This window comes from Amycolatopsis sp. NPDC043887 (genome assembly GCF_056435665.1).
Genome location: NZ_JBWKEB010000007.1, coordinates 261,038 through 280,946, shown reverse-complemented (window position 1 = coordinate 280,946; position 19,909 = coordinate 261,038). Strand labels below are relative to the sequence as shown.

The 19,909-nt window shown below is 69.4% G+C and carries 21 protein-coding genes; 7 read left to right on the top strand and 14 right to left on the bottom strand.

The window, feature by feature from the left end; genetic code table 11:
• Window positions 1–28 precede the first annotated feature (28 nt).
• On the bottom strand, window positions 29–712 hold the full coding sequence (locus AC069H_RS20600) for a response regulator (RefSeq protein ID WP_478233445.1): 684 nt from the start codon (window positions 710–712) through the stop codon (window positions 29–31).
• 419 nt (window positions 713–1,131) lie between these two features.
• Between AC069H_RS20600 and AC069H_RS20595 the strand changes: the two genes are divergently transcribed.
• Window positions 1,132–1,398 carry a hypothetical protein gene (locus AC069H_RS20595; protein ID WP_478233444.1) on the top strand — a complete coding sequence of 89 codons (267 nt, stop codon included), beginning with the start codon at window positions 1,132–1,134 and terminating at the stop codon, window positions 1,396–1,398.
• Window positions 1,399–1,413: 15 nt separating this feature from the next.
• Here the strand turns inward: AC069H_RS20595 and pspAB are convergent, their stop codons facing one another.
• From pspAB to AC069H_RS20560, 7 genes are all read right to left on the bottom strand, one after another.
• Window positions 1,414–1,971: a PspA-associated protein PspAB gene (pspAB, locus tag AC069H_RS20590; RefSeq protein WP_478226027.1), complete on the bottom strand. Its 558-nt coding sequence runs from the start codon at window positions 1,969–1,971 to the stop codon at window positions 1,414–1,416.
• 148 nt (window positions 1,972–2,119) lie between these two features.
• Window positions 2,120–2,818, bottom strand: a complete 699-nt coding sequence (locus AC069H_RS20585) for a GAF and ANTAR domain-containing protein (protein WP_478226026.1) — start codon at window positions 2,816–2,818, stop codon at window positions 2,120–2,122.
• 119 nt (window positions 2,819–2,937) lie between these two features.
• Window positions 2,938–3,798 carry a spermidine synthase gene (locus AC069H_RS20580; RefSeq protein ID WP_478233443.1) on the bottom strand — a complete coding sequence of 287 codons (861 nt, stop codon included), beginning with the start codon at window positions 3,796–3,798 and terminating at the stop codon, window positions 2,938–2,940.
• Window positions 3,798–4,169 (bottom strand): adenosylmethionine decarboxylase, encoded by a 372-nt coding sequence (gene speD / locus AC069H_RS20575; protein WP_478233442.1) that lies wholly within the window; start codon window positions 4,167–4,169, stop codon window positions 3,798–3,800. The genes AC069H_RS20580 and speD overlap by 1 nt, the downstream gene beginning before the upstream one ends.
• A complete protein-coding gene (locus AC069H_RS20570; protein WP_478233441.1) occupies window positions 4,159–5,301 on the bottom strand; it encodes a type III PLP-dependent enzyme in 1,143 nt (380 codons plus the stop codon). The genes speD and AC069H_RS20570 overlap by 11 nt, the downstream gene beginning before the upstream one ends.
• A 44-nt stretch (window positions 5,302–5,345) precedes the next feature.
• Window positions 5,346–5,534 (bottom strand): hypothetical protein, encoded by a 189-nt coding sequence (locus tag AC069H_RS20565; RefSeq protein ID WP_125683248.1) that lies wholly within the window; start codon window positions 5,532–5,534, stop codon window positions 5,346–5,348.
• 138 nt (window positions 5,535–5,672) lie between these two features.
• Window positions 5,673–6,857, bottom strand: coding sequence for an MFS transporter (locus AC069H_RS20560; RefSeq protein WP_478233440.1), 1,185 nt, complete (start codon window positions 6,855–6,857; stop codon window positions 5,673–5,675).
• Window positions 6,858–6,950: 93 nt separating this feature from the next.
• On the opposite strand from AC069H_RS20560, the gene AC069H_RS20555 reads away from it, so the two are divergent.
• The 3 genes from AC069H_RS20555 to AC069H_RS20545 all read left to right on the top strand — a co-directional run bounded on the left by AC069H_RS20555 (window position 6,951) and on the right by AC069H_RS20545 (window position 10,513).
• Window positions 6,951–7,454 (top strand): Lrp/AsnC family transcriptional regulator, encoded by a 504-nt coding sequence (locus AC069H_RS20555; protein WP_478226022.1) that lies wholly within the window; start codon window positions 6,951–6,953, stop codon window positions 7,452–7,454.
• Between the two features lie 12 nt (window positions 7,455–7,466).
• Window positions 7,467–8,030: an RBBP9/YdeN family alpha/beta hydrolase gene (locus tag AC069H_RS20550; RefSeq protein ID WP_478233439.1), complete on the top strand. Its 564-nt coding sequence runs from the start codon at window positions 7,467–7,469 to the stop codon at window positions 8,028–8,030.
• 98 nt (window positions 8,031–8,128) lie between these two features.
• On the top strand, window positions 8,129–10,513 hold the full coding sequence (locus AC069H_RS20545) for an ATP-binding cassette domain-containing protein (protein ID WP_478226019.1): 2,385 nt from the start codon (window positions 8,129–8,131) through the stop codon (window positions 10,511–10,513).
• A 44-nt stretch (window positions 10,514–10,557) separates the two neighbouring features.
• On the opposite strand, the gene ligD is transcribed toward AC069H_RS20545, so the two are convergent.
• Entirely contained in the window at window positions 10,558–11,496 is a 939-nt protein-coding gene (ligD, locus tag AC069H_RS20540; protein WP_478233438.1) for a non-homologous end-joining DNA ligase, read from the bottom strand.
• A 112-nt stretch (window positions 11,497–11,608) separates the two neighbouring features.
• Here ligD and AC069H_RS20535 point away from each other — a divergent pair, with 112 nt between their 5' ends.
• Entirely contained in the window at window positions 11,609–12,127 is a 519-nt protein-coding gene (locus AC069H_RS20535; protein ID WP_478233437.1) for a TetR/AcrR family transcriptional regulator C-terminal domain-containing protein, read from the top strand.
• On the opposite strand, the gene AC069H_RS20530 is transcribed toward AC069H_RS20535, so the two are convergent.
• Window positions 12,066–12,401 carry a sporulation protein gene (locus AC069H_RS20530; RefSeq protein ID WP_478233436.1) on the bottom strand — a complete coding sequence of 112 codons (336 nt, stop codon included), beginning with the start codon at window positions 12,399–12,401 and terminating at the stop codon, window positions 12,066–12,068. The two genes, AC069H_RS20535 and AC069H_RS20530, sit on opposite strands and share 62 nt — an antisense overlap.
• 5 nt (window positions 12,402–12,406) lie before the next feature.
• Window positions 12,407–13,066, bottom strand: a complete 660-nt coding sequence (locus AC069H_RS20525; protein ID WP_478226015.1) for a GntR family transcriptional regulator — start codon at window positions 13,064–13,066, stop codon at window positions 12,407–12,409.
• Between the two features lie 103 nt (window positions 13,067–13,169).
• Here AC069H_RS20525 and AC069H_RS20520 point away from each other — a divergent pair, with 103 nt between their 5' ends.
• A complete protein-coding gene (locus AC069H_RS20520) occupies window positions 13,170–13,970 on the top strand; it encodes a carbon-nitrogen hydrolase family protein (RefSeq protein WP_478233435.1) in 801 nt (266 codons plus the stop codon).
• 106 nt (window positions 13,971–14,076) lie between these two features.
• On the opposite strand, the gene AC069H_RS20515 is transcribed toward AC069H_RS20520, so the two are convergent.
• From AC069H_RS20515 to AC069H_RS20505, 3 genes are all read right to left on the bottom strand, one after another.
• The gene (locus AC069H_RS20515; RefSeq protein WP_478233434.1) at window positions 14,077–15,402 is read right to left on the bottom strand and encodes an alpha/beta hydrolase family protein; all 1,326 of its coding nucleotides are present in this window, start codon (window positions 15,400–15,402) and stop codon (window positions 14,077–14,079) included.
• Complete coding sequence (locus tag AC069H_RS20510; protein WP_478233433.1) at window positions 15,399–17,720, bottom strand: penicillin acylase family protein; 2,322 nt, start codon at window positions 17,718–17,720, stop codon at window positions 15,399–15,401. The genes AC069H_RS20515 and AC069H_RS20510 overlap by 4 nt, the downstream gene beginning before the upstream one ends.
• 95 nt (window positions 17,721–17,815) lie before the next feature.
• A complete protein-coding gene (locus AC069H_RS20505; RefSeq protein WP_478233432.1) occupies window positions 17,816–18,394 on the bottom strand; it encodes an ArsR/SmtB family transcription factor in 579 nt (192 codons plus the stop codon).
• A 249-nt stretch (window positions 18,395–18,643) separates the two neighbouring features.
• On the opposite strand from AC069H_RS20505, the gene AC069H_RS20500 reads away from it, so the two are divergent.
• On the top strand, window positions 18,644–19,870 hold the full coding sequence (locus AC069H_RS20500) for a lytic transglycosylase domain-containing protein (protein WP_478233431.1): 1,227 nt from the start codon (window positions 18,644–18,646) through the stop codon (window positions 19,868–19,870).
• The last annotated feature ends 39 nt before the right edge of the window (window positions 19,871–19,909 follow it).

The window sequence follows — 19,909 nt, the reverse complement described above, 5'->3', positions numbered from 1 at the left end:
CAGCTTGGCACTCGGATACGTCTCCCCGCTACGGCCGTTCGAGGAGGCCATTCTTGCGCGCGTGCGCCACGGCTTCGAGTTTCGAATGGGTCCCGGTCTTCACCAGAATCCGCTGCACGTGATTCCGCACGGTATTCCGCGCCAGCCGCAGCTCTTCGGCGATCAGGTCGGTTCCCGCTCCTTCGGCGATCAGCCCGAGCACCTGTCGTTCCCTCAGGGTGAGTACCGGCCCGAGCCTGCCAGGGCTGCCCGCCCCCAGCATGGCCAGCGCGCCGCTGAGCAGTTCGGGGTCGATGACCACGTCGCCCGCCGCGATGGTCCGGATCGCCGTGACCAGTTCGTCGAGGAGACCGGATTTCAGCAGCAGCCCGGCCCCGCCGACCTCCAGGATCCTGGCGACGATGGCGCTGTTCGCGTCACCGGTGAGCACCAGCACCCTGCTCGACGGCGAGATCGCGCGGAACCCGGCGATCGCCTCGATCCCGTCGCCGTCCGGCAGCCGCCGATCGAGCAGCACGATGTCGGGCAGGTGCTCTTCCGCCGCGATCATCCCGTGCGCCAAGGACTCCACCGACGCCACCAGGTCGATCTCCGGGAATTCCCCGAAGGCCGCGCCCAGCGCTTCGGCCACCATCTTGTGGTCCTCGACGAGCAGCACCCGGATCGGGGCCGCCTCCGGGGGCACGGGCTGCGGGGAGGTCGGGTTCGGCATGCACCTTCTCCGTCGATCGTGGTCTCGCCCTGACCATTGTCCGGCAGATTCACGGAAATCAATCCCGCCCATGGCCGCATTCACCCTGGTGCGAATTCGCGTGCCCGAAGACGGACCACACCCGAAACCGCATCGCACGGTGTCTTCCGGCTTCAAGCACGCGAGATCCGGCCGGACACACGAGTCTTCCGCCCAGGCACACGTGTGGTCCGGCTGGAGACCGGCGCATCTTCCCACTGCCTCCGGTCCCGCCGTCGTTTCGAGGCCAACCCGTGACCCGTTGTACCCGTCCGGCGACCGCGGTGAGGTCTTTGTGCCCTCGATGGCACAACCTTCGGCGCTGACCGGAACGGCCCTCGGTGGCTCATCGTCGTACGCGTCGACTGCCGGACCGAGAGCACGGGAAGGGTGACCGGGACGTGACCACGAGGATCTGCGAGACCCGCCGCCATCCCGGCACGCACGCGGTCGCCCGCCGGGCGCGGGTCGCGGCCGGCGGGCGGCTGCCGAGGGTCGTGGCCGAACCCGAAACGCACGCTTCGCTGCTCGACGACGTGCTCACCGCCATCCGGCATCTCGACGGCGCGGCCCTGGCCACGCCGTCGCGGCGCCGTCTCCCGGGGTGGACCCCGCGGGACCGGCGCGTCCAGCGGCTGCGCGGCTGGCTCAGCGGCGCACCCGGCTGACCGGGCAGGCGCCCGTCACACCGGGCGCCACCGGCCGATGTCGGACTCCATCGGCACGATCCGGCTCAGCGACGAGCGGATCCTCAGTTCCATAGCCCTGTCCCGGCCCTGGGTCCCACGAGGCGCGTACGGATAGAAAGTGCCGCGCTCCCGGCGATAGACCATGGTCAGCTTGGGATGGCGCATGTCCCGCAGCTCGGCGAAGTCGACCGTCGTGTGCAGCAGCCAGGGCGCGAACCCGGCCTGAGCCAACCGCTCGTTGACGTCGGCGAGGTCGTCGAGCAACCAGCCCAGGTCGCCGTTCTCCCGCCAGCAGCGCACGATCGTCCGCCCGAGCGCGTCGTGATTGACCACGTTACGACGGACGGAGTCCCCGGCGAGCCCGGCGACGATCTCCGCCTCCGTCCCCTGGCCCGGACGGCCCTCCGCGACGAAGCAAACCGTCCCTGATCCGGTGGACGCCAGCCCGTACCCGGACCGCAGTGTCAGTGCCGCGGACCTGAACTCCAGCAACGGAAGCAGGCTCGGCCGCACCGACCGGCTCCTCCCGCGCAGACCTCCCAGCGACGCCATGACCTCACCGCACCCTTCTGGTGCGTGAAGCCTTTCCGATGACGACCTCGCGCCCTAGGGCCGCACGGTCGCGCGTTGTCCGGGACAAGTCCCCGGTTCCGGTGACCAACGGCCCTACCAGCCCACGCTTGCCGTTTCCCGGCAGCCGTCACCGGCCTCGCGACCGGAGTTCACGGGCGTCCAGTGTGCCTTCGACGACGCCGCGCGCGACTTCCGACAGCTTCCTGTTCGTACCGCGGGCGAGGGAACGCAAGCGCTTGAAGGCGGTGCCGACATCGACACCGGCGCGTTCGGCGAGCATGCCTTTCGCCTGTTCGATGACGACCCGGCTTTCGAGCGCGGTCTGCAACTGCTCCGAAAGGGTCCGGTAGTGGCGCAATTCCCGCTGGCGCAGGAGGCACAACGTCGCGACGTCGGCGAGCGCCCGGCCAAGACGGCGGTCTTCGGCACTCAGGACCGCGGTTTCGGCACTGAGGAAGGCGATCGCGCCGACGGTTTCGTCCGCCGTCCGCAACGGCAGCGCGGAAACCGCGGCATAACCCTTCCCCGCCATTCTGGCGGCGTAACCCGGCCAGCGCGAAGCCTCCGCGGAAAGGTCGCGGACGGCGATGTCGTTCCCGGTTTCGAACGACTCTCGCGCGGGCCCTTCCGCCACCGCCGAGGGATGGCGTTCGAGTTCGAGACCCGGCAGGAAGACCTCGGTGGAATCGATCGGCAGCAGTCGCGTGCATTCGCTGGACAAGGTGTCCACCACCCGGTCCGGCCCGAGGTCTTCCGTGACACTCGCGGTCAAACTCGCGAAGGCGGCACAGACCGCGGGCTCCCGGTCCGTTCGCCAGCTGTTCACCCGAGCGATTCTGGCCTTCACCGCGATCACCGGCAACGACCAGATGGAGGATCCTGTTCCGACGGCGTCACACACGGCGACGACCGTTGATCTCGGCTGGATAACGACGGGCGGGGTTCTCAGTACCGCCGCAGGGAAAACGGCGGTACTGCATTCGCCCTCAACGCCTCTTCGTCCAAAGTGGACTCCCCGATGCCCGCCTTGCCGAGCTTTTCCGCGACGAGCGCGCCAGGCTCTTCGAGCGCGTCGGCCCTGCCGCTCAGGAACGCCCACTCGTGCTCGTCCGAACCGTAGTAGAGAACGGTACCGAAAGACTCGCTGAACCGGCGCCACGACGTGCTCAACGTCTGGTTGCGCCACAACGTCGGGCAACCCGCCTGACACCCGACCACTCCGCCGTCGGTGAGCGACGCCGTGCACCGGGCGAGGAAGTCGGCACCGTACAACCGGTTGTGCTGCGCCTCCGGATCGTCGTTCTCGTCCGGCAGGTCGATCACGACCACGTCGTAGGAATCCCCGCGCTCACGCGCGTCGGCGAGGAACTCCCAGCCGTCGCGGTAGTGGATCCGGATCTTCCCCTCCCCGCGTTCGGCACGGGCCAGATCGTCGAGCGTGTAGCCGTAGGGAAGATGCTCGGCGCAGGCCCGCACCGCTTCGGCGTCGATGTCGACGTGATCGACCACCTCTGCGCCCGCGGCGACCGCGAGTTCGGAGGCGACCCCTTCGCTGGACCCGATGATCAGTACCCGCTCGACGCGTTCTGCGAGCAGCAGCGAGGGGATCATCAGCGCCTCGTGGTATACGAGCTGACTCAGTTCGGTGCTCTGCCGTTCGTCGTCGCAGAACAAGGAGATCCCTTGCGCGGTCCGTCCGATGAGGACGTTCTGGAACGCGGTGCGGCCCTCGAACAGGACCTCCTCGACGTCCCAGTTCCGGGTGAGCCCCGCGCCCATCGGCTCGACGATCACTCGCTGCGCCATCAGTTCTCTCCTCGTTCCACGATGGACATCCGGACGGTACCGGCGCCCAGCATCTTCGCCAGCAGTGTGACCGCGCGTTCCGGATCCGCCCGGTCCCCGCAGGTGAACACGTCCACGAACACCGAGCCGATCTCCGGATAGGTGTGCACCGACGCGTGCGATTCCGCCAGCAGCGCGAGCACGGTGACCCCTTGCGGGGCGAAGGAGTGCGACACGACTTCGCAGACCGTCGCGCCCGCCTCGGTCACCGCTTCGGCGAGCGTCTTCTTGAGGAGCACGGCATCGTCGAGCAACGACGGCTCGATCCCCTCGAACTCCGCGAGTACGTGGCGGCCGGCGAACCGGCCGACGAGTGGTACTTCACCCGGCATCGGCGAACCTCCCCACACAATAGGTACGCAACGGCTCGATTCCGTTGAACGCGACGGACGAATAGCTGGCGGTGTACGCCCCGGTGCCCGGGATGTCCAGCCGGTCGCCGGCCTTCAACGACATCGGCAGGGCACATGGCGTCCGCTGGTAGAGCACGTCGTCACCATCGCAGGTCGGCCCGGCGAGGACCACCGGTCCTTGCGGTCCCTTGACGCCGACGGCCTCCAGCCGATACGCGACGGCTTCGTTCTCGCACTCCGCCATTCCGTTGTACCTGCCGACGTCGAGGTAGACCCAGCGGCGTTCGTCGGCGGCGGCGCGAGTCGTCACCAGGACGACCTCGGTCCTGATGAGCCCGGCGTCGCCGACGATCACGCGACCGGGTTCCAGCAGCAACTCCGGCTCCGGCAGATGCTCCCGGCGTGCGGCGTGGATCACCGCGGCGTAGTCCGTCAGCGACGGCACGGGTTCCCGATGCTCGGTGGCGAACCCGCCGCCGATGTTGAGCCGCTCCAGTACGACGCCCGCGTCGGCGGCGACCTTTGCCGCGGTCGCGATCCCGATCTCCCAGGCGGCCGGATCCGGCTGCTGCGAGCCGACGTGGAACGCGATCCCCGGCCGCAGTCCGGCTTCCGCGGCCTGGCGGACCAAGACCGCGGCCACCGCGGGCTCGCACCCGAACTTGTGGCCGAACGGCGTGACCGAGTCCGGGCCGCCGGTCAGGAGGCGGACCGAGACCAGCGAACCGGGCGCGTGCTCGGCAAGGTTCGCCAGATCACCGGCGGAATCCGTGGTGAATTCACAGACCCCGCGCTCGTGAGCGAAGGCGATGTCCGCCGGTTTCTTGATCGTGTTGCCGTAGGCCAGGTCCGCCGCCCGCGCGCCCCGGGACAGGCACAGCTCGATCTCCGCCGTGCCCGCCACGTCGAAGCCCGCGCCGGTCGACGCCACGGCGTCGAGTACCTCGGGAGCCGGATTCGCCTTGACCGCGTAGCGGATCAGCGCGTCCGGGAAAGCCGCCGAGACCGCGGCCGCACGCTCCGCGACCAGGTCGGTGTCGACGACCAGGCACGGTGTCGGCGGCTCGCGGTCCGCCAGGAAGGCGCGGATCCGGTTCAGGCTTGCGGTCACACGCCCCAGGGTGTCAAAGCCCGATCATCGGCTCCGAACCCGGGTCACGCCCGGACGTCACCCGAAGACTGCTCCGGCAGCTCCACGCCGTGCTCGGCGGCCAGTCGCTCCAGGTTGGCCAGATCGGCGCCGACGGCCGAGGCCCTGTCCTCGTCCGAGGCCTGCTTGGCGATCTGGACGTCTTCCCTCGCCTGCCGTACCCGGTCCCGCAGATTCACCGCGAACTCGCTCATCGTGCACCCCCGATCTCCCGCATCTTGTCTGCTTTCACCCTAGGACCCTCCGAATCGGTCACCCACGTGATCTGCGTCATCACGGGTTCGTTCGTGTCGGAGTGGAGCAGTATGACGGCAGGCCCCGGGTTTCGCAGATCAGCGGAGCCTGGCTTTTTCAACGGGTTCCGGCGCGGCCGCCCGTCGGCCGATCACCGCGAGCGGGACGAGAGCGCACAGTCCGCCCGCGACGGCGACCAGAACGTATCCGCCCAGGCCGAACAGCTGCCCGGCGAGCAGGCTCGCCGCGGCCGAGGTCCCCCAGACGAAGGCGTCGACGGTGCCTTGCGCCCTCGTCCGCTGAGCGGGCGGGAGATCGCGGCTGAGCATGCTGCTGCCGCCGACGAACACCAGGTTCCAGCCGTAGCCCAGCAGGAACATCGCGACCGGGATTCCCACGTGATGCGAATCCGGGGCGCCGATCGCGGTGACCGCCGCGACGGTGAGCGTGCCGATCCCGCCGAAGATCGCCGCGCGGCCGCCCCAGCGGTCGGTGATCCAGCCGGACAGCGGTGCCAGCGCGAACATCCCGACCAGATGGGCGCTCAGCACCCAGCCGACGACGTCCAGTCCCTGACCGTGCTGGTGCAATTGGACCGGCGTCATCGTCATCACCGCCACCATGGCCAGTTGCGCGCCGACCATCGCCACGAGCGGCCCGAGGATCACCGGGTTCCGCACGGACATCCGCTCCCTCCTCGGCACCCCCTCCGCCGGGGCGGCGAGGCCACGCGGCAGGGTGGCGACGGCGACCACGGCGATGGCCACGACGATCGCCCCTGCCGCGATCGGGCCGGACAGGGCGGGCAGGTCGGCGGCTTCCGCCCTCGCCGCGGCCGGTGCGATCAGTGCGGGCCCGGCGACCGCGCCGACCGTGCCCGCCCAGACCATTGTGGACAGTGCGAACCCCTTGCGGTGCTCGGGCGACAGGTCGGCGGCCGTGTACCGGGACAGCTGCGCGCCGCTGTTGCCGAAGCCGATCAAGGGCATCCCCGCCACCAGCGCGAGCACGGATCCGCCGAGCACACCGGCGAACGAGATCAGCGCGCCCGCCACCGCGGCGCCGTACATCAGCACCAGGACGAGCCTCCTGCCGTAGCGGGCGGCCAGTGCCCCCGACCACAGCGAACCCGCCGCGGAACCGAGTACCAGCACGGCGTTCGGCAGTCCGCTCCACGCTGCGCCGGCGTGCTCGACCACGATCAGCGCCGCCGTGGTGGACAGGCCGACGACCGCGGTACTGAGACAGGCGACGCCCATGAAGAGCGCGAACATCGGTTTCATGATTCAAATCTAGGGATTCCGGGCGCTCCGGCGAATAGGCTGACGAAGGCCTCGCGGGGGTGCGAGGCGCATCATGGAAGGAATCCGGGCGCGATGACCTTACGATCGGAAAGGGCGCTGGACGACCTCGACTGGCGGCTCCTCGAAACGCTCCAGAGCGACGGGCGGCTCTCGTTCAAGGAACTCGGCCGCCGCGTGAACCTCTCCGCCCCGGCCGTCGCCGAACGGGTCCGGCGGCTGGAGGAGGCGGGCGTCATCACCGGGTACCGCGCCCAGGTCGACGCCCGCCGCGCCGGGTACGGCCTCCAGGCGTTCGTCGAGATGCGCTGCTCGCTCGGCAGCTGCCTCCTGCGCACCAGCAAGTCCGAGGACTACCCCGAGGTGGTCGAGCTGCACCGGCTCAGCGGCGACCGCTGCACCATGCTGAAGGTGCGGGTCGTTTCGCTCGAACACCTCGAAGGCCTCTTCGAACGGCTGGGCGAACACGGCGAGATCCGGTCGTCGGTGGTGCTGTCGACCCAGTACGAGGGCAGGCCGGTCGGCCCGCCGGTCGAGGACTACCTGAAGGCGACGAAGAGCGAGGGCTGGAGCGTCTGAATACTGACGCCCATGGCACTTCTGTTCGTGGACGGCTGGTTCGGCCCCGAGCCCGGGGACTGGCAGTCGGTCTGGTGTGACCGTTATCCGGGGTCGAGGCGGTTCGAGCAGGACGACTGGGACTCGCCGGTTCGCGAGGCCTGGGTCGCCAGGCTCGACGAGGCGCTCGCGGAAACGACCACCCCGCCGGTGCTGGTGGCGCACAGCCTCGGCTGCCTGACCGTGCTGCACTGGCTCGCCGCAGGGGGTGACCGCCCTGTGCGCGGCGCCCTGTTCGTCACCCCTCCCGACGTCGAGGAGAACCCCGAGCCCGCGCTGGCCGGGTTCGGCCCGATCCCGCGCCTGCGGCTCCCGTTCCCGGCCGTCGTCGCCGCGAGCACGAACGACCGCTGGATGACCCCGGCCCGCGCGCGGTCCTTCGCCGGAAGCTGGGGTGCCGAGTTCGCCGACATCGGCCTCGTCGGGCACCTCACCGGAGCGCACGGGCCGTGGCCCGAGGGAGAGAAGCTCCTCGCGGCCCTGCTTCGGGAAGACGGATCAGGAATCGAGAAGCACAATGCGCCCGAACTCACCTAGCGTGATCATCGTCGAGGACGAACAGCTCGAAGCTGGTTAGATCGAGCCCGGTGAGGCTGACGGAACGTACACGCGGCCCACATGAGGATGGAGAGAAGATGCGCAAGACCACCAGGCCGCAGCCGCCCGAGCAACACCCCGCCGACAGCCACGACCTGATCCGCGTGCTGGGCGCGAGTGAGAACAACCTCAAGAACGTCGCCGTCGAGCTGCCGAAGCGACGGCTGACGGTGTTCACCGGGGTTTCCGGTTCGGGCAAGAGCTCCCTGGTCTTCGACACGATCGCGGCCGAGTCGCAGCGGCTGATCAACGAGACGTACAGCACCTTCGTGCAGGGCTTCATGCCGACGCTGGCCCGGCCCGAGGTCGACGTGCTCGACGGCCTGACCACCGCGATCATCGTCGACCAGCAGCGGATGGGCTCCGACCCGCGCTCCACGGTCGGCACCGCCACCGACGCCCACGCCATGCTGCGCATCCTCTTCAGCCGGCTCGGAAAACCGCATATCGGCTCGCCGCAGGCGTTCTCCTTCAACGTCGCGTCGATCTCCGGCGCGGGCGCGGTGACCGTCGAGAAGGGCGGGCGGACCACGAAGGAACGCCGCGAGTTCAGCATTACCGGCGGCATGTGCGCCCGCTGCGAAGGCCGGGGGCAGGTCAACGACATCGACCTCACCGCGCTGTACGACGACACGAAGTCCCTCAACGAGGGCGCGCTGACGATCCCCGGCTTCTCCATGGACGGCTGGTACGGCCGCATCCTGCGCGGCTGCGGTTTCTTCGACCCCGACAAGCCGATCAAGAAGTACACCAAGCGGCAGATGAACGACCTGCTCTACAAGGAGCCGGTCAAGCTCAAGATCGAGGGCATCAACCTGACCTACTCGGGACTGATTCCCACGATCCAGAAGTCGTTCCTGTCCAAGGACCGCGAGGCGATGCAGCCGCATATCCGCGCGTTCGTCGACAGGGCGGTCACCTTCGCCACCTGCCCCGAATGCGACGGAAGCAGGCTCAGCGAGCTCGCGCGATCGTCGAAGATCAAGCGGATCAACATCGCCGACGCCTGCGAGATGCAGATCAGCGACCTCGCCGACTGGGTCCGCGGGCTCAAGGAGCCGTCGGTGGCGCCGCTGCTGGAGAAGCTCCAGCACACCCTCGACTCCTTCGTCGACATCGGCCTCGGCTACCTCTCCCTCGACCGGCCGTCCGGCACGCTTTCGGGTGGCGAGGCGCAGCGCACGAAGATGATCCGGCACCTCGGCTCCTCGCTCACCGACGTCACCTACGTCTTCGACGAGCCCACCATCGGTCTGCACCCGCACGACATCCAGCGGATGAACAACCTGCTCCAGCAGTTGCGAGACAAGGGCAACACGGTGCTGGTCGTCGAGCACAAGCCGGAGACCATCGCCATCGCCGACCACGTCGTCGACCTCGGGCCCGGCGCGGGTACCGCGGGCGGGACGATCTGCTTCGAGGGCACCGTCGAAGGCCTGCGCGCCAGCGACACCATCACCGGCAGGCACCTCGACGACCGGGCGTCGCTCAAGGACAGCGTCCGCAAGCCGACCGGCAAACTGGAGATCCGCGGCGCGGACCGCCACAACCTCCGGAACGTGGACGTCGACGTCCCGCTCGGTGTCCTCTGCGTGGTCACCGGTGTCGCGGGTTCCGGCAAGAGTTCGCTGATCCACGGCTCCATCCCCGCCGCCGAGGGCGTGGTCTCGGTCGACCAGACCCCCATCCGCGGCTCGCGGCGGAGCAATCCGGCCACCTACACCGGCCTGCTCGAACCGATCCGCAAGGCCTTCGCCAAGGCCAACGGGGTGAAGCCGGCGCTGTTCAGCGCCAACTCCGAAGGTGCCTGCCCGAACTGCAACGGCGCGGGCGTCATCTACACCGACCTCGGCATCATGGCGGGCACCGCGACCACCTGCGAGGAATGCGACGGCAAGCGGTTCCAGGCGTCGGTGCTGGAGTACACCTTCGGTGGCAAGAACATCAGCGAAGCGCTCGAAATGCCGGTCTCCGAGGCCGTGAAGTTCTTCGGCGAGGGCGACGGGCGCATCCCGGCCGCGCACGCGATCCTCAGCAGGCTCGACGACGTCGGGCTCGGCTACCTCAGCCTCGGCCAGCCGCTCACCACGCTTTCCGGCGGTGAACGGCAGCGGCTGAAGCTCGCGACGCACATGGGTGACAAGGGGGGCGTCTACGTCCTCGACGAGCCGACCACCGGTCTGCACCTCGCCGACGTCGAGAACCTGCTCGGCCTGCTGGACCGGCTCGTCGACGCGGGCAAGTCCGTGATCGTGATCGAGCACCACCAGGCGGTCATGGCGCACGCCGACTGGATCATCGACCTCGGCCCGGGCGCCGGCCACGACGGCGGCAAGATCGTCTTCGAGGGCACGCCGTCCGACCTCGTCGCGAGTGCTTCGACGCTCACCGGCGAACACCTGGCGGCCTACGTCGGCAAGTGACCCTCTGCCCCTCTCGCATTTAGTCCTCTAAATGCGGGAGGGGGTCACTCGCCGTCGGCGTCGAGGCCTTCGCGGTCCGCCCACTCGAGCAGGGTGTCGAGCGAGTACGCCGTGTCGTCGATGCCCGCGTGCAGGTCGCCGAGTTCGGCGAAGCGCGCGGGCACGGTGGCGATGGTGAACTCGCGCGGTTCGACGTCGTCGATCTCGTCCCACCGGATCGGGGTCGAGACGACGGCTTCGGGCACGCCACGAACCGAATACGCGCTCGCGATGGTGTGGTCGCGCGCGTTCTGGTTGTAGTCCACGAACAGCTTCGACGGGTCGCGGTCCTTGCGCCACCAGGTGGTGGTGACCTCGTCGGGCATCCGCCGCTCGACCTCGTGCGCGAACGCGAGCGCCGCCCGGCGGACATCCTGGAAACCCCAGCGTGGTTCGATCCGGACGTAGACGTGCAGGCCGTGCCCGCCGGAGGTCTTCGGCCAGCCGGTGATCCCGAGCTCGTCCAGGATCTCGCGGACCGTGTGGGCGACCTTCCGCACGGTGGAGAACGGGCAGCCGGGCATCGGGTCGAGGTCGATCCGCCATTCGTCGGGTCGTTCGGTGTCGGCGCGGCGGGAGTTCCACGGGTGGAACTCGACGGTCGACATCTGCACCGCCCAGATCACGTCCGCGGGATGGGTGACGCACAGTTCGTAGGCGTGCCTGCCGGAGGGGAAGTCGACGCGGACGGTCTGCAACCAGTCGGGAGCACCGTTCGGCACCCGCTTCTGATGGACCTTCTCCCCCGAAACGCCGGACGGGAACCGATGCAGCATGCACGGCCGTTCCCGCAGTGCCCGCACGATCCCGTCGCCGACGGCGAGGTAGTACCGGACGAGGTCGAGCTTGGTCTCGCCGCGTGCCGGGAAGTAGACACGATCCGGATTCGAGACACGCACCGTCCGGTCGCCGACCTCGATCTCCACCGCCGAGCTTTTCGCCATACAGGGAAACTAACCCGAAAGCCGCCTATCCGCGCTCTGCCAGGATGAACGACATGGCACCACGGACACGCGCGGAGGCACTGCCACCGGCCCTGGCGCGATCTCCTGGCATGTGCCGAACAAGGGCGCGCTGCTCGACGCCGCGACCACGTCCGTCATCGCTGATGCGCCGGCCGTCGAAGCAACGGGCTCACCCCTGCGCGAGATCCGCGCCCTCGCGCTCGGCCTGTTCGACGCGGTCGACCGGCACCCCTGGCTTTCCCCGCTACTCTCCCGTAGCCCTCGGGGCTCCGTGACGCCGCGGATCTTCGAAAACATCGGACAGCGGGTCGGCGCGCTCGGCGTCCCCGAAACCACCTGGTTCACGGCGACCTCGGCGCTGGTGCACTACATCTTCGGCGCCGCGGGCCAGCACGCCGCGAACGCCCGGGTGCTCGGGCCCGGGGTGGACCGTACCGAATTCCTCCACGCCGCGGCGGACGCGTGGGAAGACCTCGATCCGGGCGAATTCCCCTTCCTCCGGACAGTCGCCGCCGAGGCCCGCGATCACGACGACCGGATGCAGTTCCTCACCGGGCTCGATCTGATCCTCGCCGGGATAGCCGGCGCCGGTGGATCGCGGCGACCATGACCGCGAACACCGCTCCGAGAAAGGTCACGTCCACCGCGGGGACCCAGCGCACCTCGCCGCCTTTGAGCACGTAGGCCCCGACGGGTCGCGCGGCGAGGATGAAACCGCCGCCCTCGCCTTCCTTGTCTTGTTCGGCTCCGTGCCCACCGCCTCCGCCGCCGATCACGCTCGCGGCCGGGATGACCACGACGCCGTCCTTCTCGACGGGCTCGCCGTAGACACGCCGGACGGTGAGGTTGTCGCGCATGACGCCGACGACCTTTTCGAGTCCCATCGAGGTCAGCCTTCCTGTGGCAGCGCCGACATCACTTCGGACACCGGGCGCAGATGCTCCTCCAGCAGCCGCGACGCCTCTTTGACGTCATGGGCGTTCAGGGCGGCGACCAGGGCCCGGTGCTCCTCGTTGATCACCGTCAGCCGTTCCGGGCGTGCCTCCAGCGCGCGGACCGTGACCCGCTGCTGCCGTGAACGGAGCGTGTCGTACAGCTCGGTCAGGACGGTGTTGCCCGCGGCGTTCACGATGGCGCGGTGGAACCGGCGGTCGAAACCCGAAACGGCGAACCAGTCACGTTCGGCGCCGGAGCTCGCCATCGCTTCGATGAGTTCCGGCAGTTCGGCGGGGGCCCCCGCCGAGTTCGCGCAGAGCGCCGCGATGGCGTGCCCTTCGATCAGCCGCCTGCTCTGGTAGACCTCTTCCAGTTCCCTGGCGGTGACCGTGCGCACCTGGGCGCCCTTGCGGGGCAGGAGGCTGATGAACCGCTCGGCGGCCAGGCGGTGGAACGCCTCGCGCACCGGGGTCCTGGAGACGCCGACGACGCCGGAAACCCACATTTCGTCGAGGAAGCGGCCGCCCTCCAGCTCGCCCGAGATGATTCCGTCGCGCAGCCACGTGTAGACCCGCTCGCGCGCCGGGCCGCCCCCTTCGGCGGTCACAGTCATCTCGTTCCCCCTCTATTCCCTTACTTTCCGCGACAGAGCCTACACCTGGACCACTCAAGTATCCATCATGTATACAAGAGTTCCACTGATTGGAAGGGGTCCCATGGTGCACGTCGCGGTGGCGCAGTTCGCGCCCGGCAACGACAAACAGGCCAACCTCGCCCGAGTCGCCTCCCTCGTCGGCGAAGCGGCCGACCGCGGTGCGCGGGTGGTCGCGCTGCCCGAGTACTCGCTGTTCACCGTACCGACGATGAGCCGGGAATTCGTGACCTCGGCCGAAGAACTCGACGGGCCCTTCGTCACCGAGCTGCGCGGCCTCGCGAAGGACCGGCAAATCACCGTCGTCGCGGGCATCAACGAAGCACTCCCCGGCGGCGAGCGGATCTCGAACACGCTGGTGGCGGCCGGCCCCGACGGCGCGATCGTCGCGCTCTACCGCAAGCTGCACCTGTACGACGCCTTCGGTTTCCGCGAATCGGAACTGGTCCGGCCCGGCGACATCGAGGCCCCGGAGACGTTCGAGGTCGACGGCATCACCTTCGGTCTTCAGACCTGCTATGACCTGAGGTTCCCGGAGGTCACCCGCCGCCTGGTCGACGCGGGCGCGGACGCGGTGCTGCTGCCCGCGGAGTGGATGCCCGGTCCGCTCAAGGAGGACCACTGGACCACCCTGGTCCGGGCCAGGGCGATCGAGAACACGATCTACCTCGTCGCGGCGGGGCAGGCCGCGCCCGCGGGTTCGGGACACAGCATGATCGTCGACCCGATGGGCGTCGTCGTCGCCTCGCTCGGCGAGCGCACGGGGACCGCGAGCGGCGAGGTCTCCGCCGAGCGGATCTCCGAGGTACGTGCCAAGAACCCGGCGCTGGAACTGCGCCGGTTCGCCGTCACCCCGAAGTCCTGAGTATCTTCTGACCCGGAGGTCCGTTCGTGAAGACACGCCCTCGGGCGTGGTGACGCGGCTTCCGTTCGCCTGGGTGCCGGGTGGCCGCCCGGCACCCAGGCTCATTTCACGGCACCAAAAGTCCCCAGTGGACGGCCCAGGGGACGAACAGCACGGTCCCGGCCAGCAGCAGGCCGACGCGCACTCCCGCGCCTTCCTTCTTCCGCCACCACGAAACCGCGGTCACCGCTCCGGCGACGACGACCCCGACCGCGATCAGCTGCAACGCGAGCCACGGCAATGTCCGTCCGAAAAGGACCGGGCCCGGCGCCATCGCCGCCCCGATCGTCAGCACGACGTAGTAGACGAGAAATCCCACCGTGCCGAGCAGGCCGGCCGACGCCAGCCAACGCGCGGGCCTGCCGAGCGGAACCTCCTTACGACGGCGGAACAACGCTGTCACCGGGTAGGCCGCGAACGCCAGCAAAGCCAGCGCCCAGACCCCGATCTGCACCCACGGCGCCTCGTACCAGGCGAGCGGCGCCAGTGCCGCACTTTGGCTCGCCTGGACCGGAGGCGGGTCTGCCAACGGCCCGCCCTTCGCTCCGTTCACCCAGTTCGCGACGAGGTCGAGGTAGCCGGGAGCGAACCCGTCGAGCTTGTCGAAACCATCGGTGGTCCGCCGGAGCCCGTGCTGCGCTTGCGGGAACACCTTCAGCGTGTACTGCCGGTTCCCGGCCCTGTCCAGCGTTTCCCGGAAGATCCGGACGGCCTCGCCGGGCGGGGTGAGCCGATCCAGCTCGCCCCACAGGCCGAGCACCGGCTGCCGCACCCTCTCCAGCACCGGAACAGGGTCGTATCCGGCCTCAGGGAACACGCCGGCGCCCGCGAGGGTGCGCATGTTCGTCGACGACACCATGTCCACCATCGAACCGGTGACCCCGCCGCGGCGCAGATAGGTCTCGAAGGCCCACGACTGCTGGCGGTCGGGCGAAACGCCGTTGGCACCGACGGTGACCACGAAGGAGACGTCCTTCGACTTCGACGCCGCCAGCGGCGCGACCCAGCCTCCCTCGCTCAGTCCCCACACGCCGACGCGGGCCGGATCCACCCCCGGACGCGAACGCAGCGCCTGGACAGCGGCGAGAGCGTCGTCGGCCAGGACCGAGTAGTCCCGTTCGAACAGCGAATAGCCCTCGGTCCGCTTGTCGTAGATCAGGGTCGCGATCCCCGCCTTGGCGAAGGATCCCGCCTCGGCGCGGTAGTCGTCCCGGTCGTGTTCGCCGGATCCGTGCACCATGACGATGCCCGGCGCCGGACCGCCGCCCTCCGGCGCGACCACCGTTCCCCGCAAGGTGACCCCGTGGCTGGTGAACGAGACTTCGCCGTCCGGAGCCGCGGCGGGCAGCGGTGACGAGACCGCCACGACGGCCGCGAGCAACGCGGCGATCATCGCCTGCTCACCCGGGCGACCTCCAGCGACGGCGACGCGAGGATGTCCTTCTCGCAGTACCGTTCGGTGACCCACTGCTTGCGCGAGTACAACTCCGTCTGGTCGCTGTGGTGCGCGGACTCCGGGTTCGCGGACTGCGAGTAGGTCAGCAGCGTCGTCGTGTCCGGGCAGCCCGTACCGTCGAACGCCACGACGTGCAGGTACGTCCCGCCGTGCGTGAACTCGGTGTAGCCGCGTGCCGGATCCCAAGGTCCGCCCAGGGTGTTGTAGACGCCGCGGCCCGCGGTTCCACCACCCAGCGGGATCTTCCGGCCGTCACGGACGATGTAATGGTTGTCGCCGTACGGCGCGTCGAGCGGAATCTTCGCCGCTCGCAACTCCGCGACGGCATCGGAAAGCGCCTTGCGGACCGCCGCGTTGCCCGTGTCGAGGGTGTTCGGCGTGCGGACCGGGTCCTTGACGTCGAACGGAACCTTCCAGATCGATGGCCCCACGCGATCCACGGCCGACCAGAACCGGTCGAACAGCAGAGCGCCCCTGCTCTCCGCGTCCGAACGGCCGTCCCAGCCCGCCAGCGCGGCGCACGCGGCCTCCATTCCCGGCATCGTGCGGCACATCGTGACGACGTCGGCCCGCACGAGTTCGGCGGCGTGGTCCCGGTGCGAGAACATCAGGTCCCGCATCGCCTGCCCCGTGAAGCCGCCCTTCTTCAGCTGATCGGCGATCTCGACGAAGCCGCCACGGGTCCGCATGTTCTGTTCGTAGCGGACCGGGCCCACGATCCTGGGGAAACCGGTCGTCGCGGCCGAGGGGTTGGGCAGCCAGTAGCTGTCGTTCGAGTTCGCCACGTAGTCGGACCGGCTCAGGCTCGGCAGGCTGGACGGGCCGAAGACGCCAGGTCGTAGCGCGTCGCGATCCCGGCCCCACGCGCAGGCCGTCTTGGCACCGTCGAGCACCGCGACGCCGTCAGAGTCGAACAGCTCCTTGCCCAGTGGCGTGTTGCAGCGCGCCGCCTTCTCGTCGGTGACGTGCGGGACGCCGTGGATCTGGCTGAACTCCACCCGGCCGCGGTCGTCGGCGGCGAGGATGTTCATCCACGGCAGCCCTTGGGTCTCGCGGACCGCGCCGATCATCTCCCCCGCCGTCCGGCCGCGGGCGATCGCGAACATCGAGTTCGTCATCCCGAGGTTCGTGGCGTTGGCGTCCGCGATGGCGAACGCGCTCGACGCCGTCCACGGCAGTTCCCGCTGCCCGAGCCGGGTCGTCACCGGGCCGTACCGCGTCGTCCACTGTGGACGTACGACCCGCTCCAGAGTGCCGTCCGCCTTGCGCGACAGGACACTCACGTCGTGGCGGCGCATCCGCTCGGGCTTCCCGTCGACCAGATACGTCGTCGGTGAGCCGGGCGCGAGCTTCAGCTCGAACAGCGTGTACGTCCGCGTCGTGTCGGTGGCGGTTCCACTCCAGGCGGCGGTTTCGTTGTGTCCCAGCCACATGAGCGGAATACCGGGGATACCGGCTCCGCTGACGTTGAGCTTGCCGGGCAGCGTCACCTGCGACTGCCACAGCCTGGTCCCGCTCAGCTGCCACGGCAGGTGCGGGTTGGCCAGCGAGACACCACGTCCGTTCGCCGACGCCGCCGAGCCGATCGCGATCGCGTTGCTGCCGATCCCGGTCTCCCCGAGCATCTGTCCGGCACCGCCGCCCGCGGGCGGCGCACCCGGCAGCGACGCGGTGATCGAGTCCGCGACGCCGCCCTGTCCGAAGATCATGCCGACCGCGTGGCTGTGCCGGTAGACGTCGAGTTCGGTGATCGGCTTCAGCCAGCCGGCGCCCCGGCAAGCCGGGTCGGTGATCTCACCGGTGCGGAGGTACTTGTTGACCCCCTCGACGTAGCCGCGGATCAGTTCGCGGACCTCTCGGTACGGCCCGCGCGGCGCGGGCGCCGAAAGGAGCCGCTCGATCACCCCGCTTTCGTTCAGACCTTGGAAGTACAGGTCGCTCGCGAGGTTCGTGCTCGCCTGGCTCACCCCGCTCGTCGGCGGCGCGTCCGGCCCCAGCCAGCGGGAACGCTCGGCCCGAGTCGTGACCGCGACGTCCGCGATCGCGCAGATGTTGTCCTTGGCCGCGGCGAACCCCTGCCCGAAGCCCAGGTTCACCCAGTCGTTCGCGACGATATGCGGGATGCCGTATTCGGTGTAGCGGATGGTGGCGTCCGCCCGGGTTGCCCCGTCCGGCGGTTGCGCGGCCGCCGCGGTCCCCGCCGCGAGCAGGCTCGCCGCGGCGCAGACGGCCGCGATTCTCTTCCAGAGCAGCATGCTGCTCCCCCTTGTCTGTGGAGTCGTTCGTGAAGACACGCCGTCCGGCGTGGTGACGCGATGCCGGTGGTCGAGTGGCCGCTCTCCCACCGGTTTCACTTCCCTTCGCCCACCTCCCCGTCGGCATCCGGGAACGCCGTCCAGCGCACGAGCACCTTCCGCGCGTCCGGGCCGGGTTCCGGCCGCCAATAGCGGCGCAGCAGGTCCAGGTACGCGTCGAAGAACTCCTTGAGCTCTTCGAGGTTCAGGTGGACCGAGCCGCGTGAGAAGACCAGCGCGTCACCCCATTCGCCCAGCTCACCGCGGCGCTCGAGGAAACGCGCCAGCTGTTCGAGGTCTTCGGTGAACGCGGCGCGCTGCGCCTCGTCGAACACGGCGCGCATCTCGTCGTTCTGCTCGCTGTGCCGGGGCCAGCGGATGTCGCGCGGCCGGGCACGCCACCAGCGCTCCTTGCCGTGCGCGAGTTCCGGCGCCTCGTCGACGAAGTCGTACTTCGCCAGTTCCCGCAGGTGGTAGCTGGTCGCGCCCGAGCTCTCCCCCAGTTCCTTGGCCAGCTTCGTCGCCGTCGCGGGTCCGCGGCCCAGCGCCTCCATGATCCGGCGGCGCAGCGGGTGCATCACCGCCTTCAGCACGGCGGCGTCGGCGATCTCTTCGGGTGGCGGCGGACCGGTCATGGCACCAAGGTAGCCGTGCAAAGGAGATTGTGCAAAGGTCTCTTTGCACGCGGTTCAGGCCACCCCGAGGAGCGAGCGGGGATTCTGCTGACGATTCGGTGAACTCAGCGTGAAATTGACAACTTCACTACGAAGGTCTTGTGCCGGGCGGACGAAAACTCGACAGGATCGCGGGTTCTTCGTTGCGCCGTCCCCGAAATTCGGTGATATCGGATAGTTTTGCCCGGAGTCGACCTTGCGGGAGAGAACATGCCGAAGCACCGCCCTCGACAGACGGACAAGTTGTCCGCCCGGCACCGGACGGCCTTCGCGCTCGCCGGCGGGGCGCTCGCCGTCCTGCCCGCGGTCACCGCGTCGGCAGGCCCGGACGCCCCGGTCGCCGCGCCGAAATCGGCCGCACCGCAGAACCAGGCCGCGGCCTGGCAACCGCCGGCGGGCACGGTCCCGGAGATCGCCGTCGACGGCAGCCTCCCCCAGCCGCCCACGCCGGACCCGCTGACCGTCCCCGGCCACAGCGGCAACGTCGGCGGCGCGTTCGCGCCGTCGGGCGCGCTCGGCATCCCCGCCAGCATGATGAAGGCGTACAAGAACGCGGCCGACATCCTCGCGAAGGAACTGCCCGGCTGCCACATCGACTGGGCTTTGATCGCCAGCATCGGCCGGATCGAGTCCAATCACGCACGCGGCGGCTACGTCGACGCCAACGGCAACACCCTCGAACCGATCCTCGGCCCGCAACTCAACGGCGCCGGGCCGTTCGCCGCGATCTCCGACACCGACGGCGGCAAGTACGACGGTGACACGGTGTGGGACCGCGCGGTCGGACCGACGCAGTTCATCCCGTCGACATGGAAGGGCTACGCCTCCGACGGCAACGGCGACGGCGAGTCGAACCCGAACAACATCTACGACGCGACGCTGGCCTCGGGCCGGTACCTCTGCTCCGGCGGTGTCGACCTGACGTCGGAACAGACCCAGCGCGTGGCCGTGTACCGCTACAACCACTCACTGTCCTATGTGGACACCGTGATCCGCTGGGCGGTCGCCTACCGCGGCGGCGTCGCGACCACGCCGGACAGCCAGGTGCCCGTCGGCGCTCCCGACTCTCCGGACGTCGCCGCCGGCACGCCCGGCGGCGAGGTCCCGGTGCCGACCCTGCCCGGCACTCCCCCGCCCGGTACGACCACGCCGCCGCCGACGTCGCAGCCCGGTACGTCGCTCCCGCCGAGCAGCACCACACCGCCGAGCAGCACCACACCGCCGAGCAGTACTTCGCCCTCGAAGCCGACCAGCACCCCGCCGTCGTCGACACCTCCCTCGTCGACACCGCCTTCGTCGACACCGCCTTCGAGCACGCCTCCGTCCTCGACGACGCCCCCGCCGTCCAGCACGTCCTCGGCTGCGCCGTCCTCGACACCGGCCGGGAACACCGGCGAGACGAGCCCGACCAGCACCACCACTTCACCCACCCCGTGACGCTCGTGAGTGGTAAGGACGGTTAGGGCCAGCCGTGTC

Coding starts and splice junctions, on each gene's coding strand:
- AC069H_RS20600 (WP_478233445.1), bottom strand. CDS start 712: ATGCCGAACCCGACCTCCCCGCAGCCCGTGCCCCCGGAGGCGGCCCCG.
- pspAB (WP_478226027.1), bottom strand. CDS start 1,971: ATGGCGTCGCTGGGAGGTCTGCGCGGGAGGAGCCGGTCGGTGCGGCCG.
- AC069H_RS20580 (WP_478233443.1), bottom strand. CDS start 3,798: ATGGCGCAGCGAGTGATCGTCGAGCCGATGGGCGCGGGGCTCACCCGG.
- speD (WP_478233442.1), bottom strand. CDS start 4,169: ATGCCGGGTGAAGTACCACTCGTCGGCCGGTTCGCCGGCCGCCACGTA.
- AC069H_RS20565 (WP_125683248.1), bottom strand. CDS start 5,534: ATGAGCGAGTTCGCGGTGAATCTGCGGGACCGGGTACGGCAGGCGAGG.
- AC069H_RS20560 (WP_478233440.1), bottom strand. CDS start 6,857: ATGAAACCGATGTTCGCGCTCTTCATGGGCGTCGCCTGTCTCAGTACC.
- AC069H_RS20555 (WP_478226022.1), top strand. CDS start 6,951: ATGACCTTACGATCGGAAAGGGCGCTGGACGACCTCGACTGGCGGCTC.
- AC069H_RS20550 (WP_478233439.1), top strand. CDS start 7,467: ATGGCACTTCTGTTCGTGGACGGCTGGTTCGGCCCCGAGCCCGGGGAC.
- AC069H_RS20545 (WP_478226019.1), top strand. CDS start 8,129: ATGCGCAAGACCACCAGGCCGCAGCCGCCCGAGCAACACCCCGCCGAC.
- ligD (WP_478233438.1), bottom strand. CDS start 11,496: ATGGCGAAAAGCTCGGCGGTGGAGATCGAGGTCGGCGACCGGACGGTG.
- AC069H_RS20530 (WP_478233436.1), bottom strand. CDS start 12,401: ATGGGACTCGAAAAGGTCGTCGGCGTCATGCGCGACAACCTCACCGTC.
- AC069H_RS20525 (WP_478226015.1), bottom strand. CDS start 13,066: ATGACTGTGACCGCCGAAGGGGGCGGCCCGGCGCGCGAGCGGGTCTAC.
- AC069H_RS20520 (WP_478233435.1), top strand. CDS start 13,170: ATGGTGCACGTCGCGGTGGCGCAGTTCGCGCCCGGCAACGACAAACAG.
- AC069H_RS20515 (WP_478233434.1), bottom strand. CDS start 15,402: ATGATCGCCGCGTTGCTCGCGGCCGTCGTGGCGGTCTCGTCACCGCTG.
- AC069H_RS20510 (WP_478233433.1), bottom strand. CDS start 17,720: ATGCTGCTCTGGAAGAGAATCGCGGCCGTCTGCGCCGCGGCGAGCCTG.
- AC069H_RS20505 (WP_478233432.1), bottom strand. CDS start 18,394: ATGACCGGTCCGCCGCCACCCGAAGAGATCGCCGACGCCGCCGTGCTG.
- AC069H_RS20500 (WP_478233431.1), top strand. CDS start 18,644: ATGCCGAAGCACCGCCCTCGACAGACGGACAAGTTGTCCGCCCGGCAC.